The 2,463-nt window shown below is 39.5% G+C and carries 2 protein-coding genes; both read right to left on the bottom strand.

The features are described from left to right. Positions 1-178: 178 nt before the first annotated feature. Positions 179-1,723, bottom strand: a complete 1,545-nt coding sequence (locus HMPREF1514_RS00445) for a DEAD/DEAH box helicase (protein WP_037596422.1) — start codon at positions 1,721-1,723, stop codon at positions 179-181. Positions 1,724-2,198: 475 nt separating this feature from the next. Continuing rightward, positions 2,199-2,384: a transposase gene (locus HMPREF1514_RS00440; protein ID WP_084635972.1), complete on the bottom strand. Its 186-nt coding sequence runs from the start codon at positions 2,382-2,384 to the stop codon at positions 2,199-2,201. Between the last annotated feature and the right edge of the window lie 79 nt (positions 2,385-2,463).

Raw genomic sequence — 2,463 nt, 5'->3', positions numbered from 1 at the left:
GTATAACAGATATTGGCGAAAAATACATCATATTTTATAATGAAAGTAGAATTCAACAGAGATTAAACGACCAATCTCCACAGAGTACAGAAAACTGGTCGAATAAGAGGGGGTTTTCTCTTGTCCCATTATTGGGGTGCAGTGCCGAATGTTTATTCGCCTTTTTATTATTATATAGTTATTTATCACCTTTATTCCGAATCACAAAACCTGTTTTCTTCTCACTTGAAGTATTGCGTGGTTTCTTGTGCTCTTTGCGATAGCGTTTTTCTTTGTCAAAATATTCATTGCGACCGCCCTTTTTGTAATTGCCACGTCTGCTACCACGTTCACGACGATTTCCACCTTTATTATTCCGATTCCCCTTATTGGCACCAGAAACATATTTAAACGGTAGTGGTTTCTCACGCGCAATTTCCACTTCTGGAAGAGTATCTGGATCTTGCACCGTTAGGCTCAAGATATATAAGGCTAACTCTTCTGGCGTAAATTCAGCTGCTAGCTTACGAGCATCTTTACCAAATTTCTCAAAATTGCTACGAATGGTCTCATCTGCAAAATCTCGCTCAATCTTTTTGAGGGCTACTTTTTTCTTAGCTTGAAAGGCTTCTTCTGCAGTTGCTGGCTTCATACCTTTCATGCGTTTCTTGGTCAGATTTTCGATAATCTGCAGATAGCCCATTTCATTTGGAGCTACGAAAGTGATAGACTGACCTGACTTACCAGCACGACCAGTCCGACCAATCCGGTGAACATAGCTTTCTGGATCCTGAGGAATATCGTAGTTGTAAACATGGGTCACACCAGAAATATCCAATCCACGTGCAGCTACATCTGTTGCAACAAGAACGTCTAAATTGCCATTCTTGAAATCACGAAGTACACGGAGGCGTTTTCCTTGGTCTAAATCGCCATGAATCCCTTCTGCTCGGAAACCACGAATCTTGAGACCACGAGTCAATTCATCTACTCGGCGTTTGGTACGCCCAAAAACAATAGAAAGTTCTGGCTGCTCTACATCCATAAGACGTGTCATGGTATCAAATTTTTCATTTTCCTTGACGCGGATATAGTACTGGTCTACCAGCTCAGTAGTCAGCTCTTTAGCAGCAATCTTGACATGCTCAGGCTCCTTCATAAACTTGACACCGATGCACTTGATAGCATCCGGCATGGTTGCTGAAAAGAGAAGGGTCTGACGGTCTTCTGGCACACGGGAAATAATGGCTTCAATGTCTTCTAAGAAACCCATATTGAGCATTTCGTCTGCTTCATCTAAAATAAGCGTTTCTACATGATTGAGTTTCAACGCCTTACGCTTAATGAGGTCTAATAAACGCCCTGGGGTTCCTACGACAATGTGAGCACCTGATTTCAAAGCTTTAATTTGCTTTTCAATGCTAGACCCGCCATAAACTGAGCGGACTTTGACACCCTTACTACGACCAAATCTAAAGAGTTCTTCTTGACTCTGTACTGCTAATTCACGAGTCGGTGCAATAATCAGTGCCTGAACAGTTGGATCCTCTGTATCAATCTTTTCCAGAGTCGGAAAACCAAACGCAGCTGTTTTTCCAGTACCAGTCTGAGCTTGTCCAATGACGTCTTTTCCTGCCATAGCCAGCGGAATGGTCTGTTCTTGAATCGGGCTAGCTTCTACAAAACCAGCTTTGTCAATTTCTGCTAACAATTCAGCAGACAAATGTAATTCATTAAATTTCAATTTTTTCTTCTTTCTAAAAGGCAGTACGAAGCTACCTTATAAGACATTTTGGCTCTTCTTTTTATTAAAAATATGGTTTCTCAAATCGGAATACTAAAAAAGCGCCAACTTGGTCGCTAGTTACCATTAAACAGAAAAGCTTTTAGTTTTTGCAACCTACTTAGTATAACATAAAGAATAGTAAAAAGATAGAACTGATAGCGTTTTACTTGAAAATTAATTAGAAGTCTATAGATACTATGATAAAATTAGCTTCTTCTCTTCTTTATACTTCCTTTAGATATTTAATTATAAAGAAATATTTAAAATGAGAACCATATAAAACAATTTACACTAATCATATAGTACTCACGTTGCTAGTTGATAAAAAATTCTAAATGGTAGGCTAAAAAACCTGTTCAATCTCCAATTGCCATCCTGCTAAAGACCTAACAATCGGGTGCTCAATGTCAAACATTGCATTTAGAACAAAGATTCAAGTTTCAATAGTTCCTCGGATGGCTAAAATTGCTGGATTGTTATGCTCATTGGCGCTCTCCATATTTTTACGAAGTGGCGTCCAAAGATGAATCCCCTTTGCCTCCAAGCGTTCTTTCAGCTCTTTACTTAGGTATCCCAAATCTCCTAAAACGCGAGAATAAGGGACACGGTCTCCAGTAATTCTTCTGTTACTTGAATATCATGGACTGAGACAGGGTAACCAGATAATCCAAAATATAGCTCGACACTGTCACCGCCAA

It is taken from the genome of Streptococcus sp. AS20, from assembly GCF_000524255.1.
Lineage (GTDB): Bacteria > Bacillota > Bacilli > Lactobacillales > Streptococcaceae > Streptococcus > Streptococcus constellatus.
This window is presented reverse-complemented; position numbering and strand designations above follow the sequence as displayed.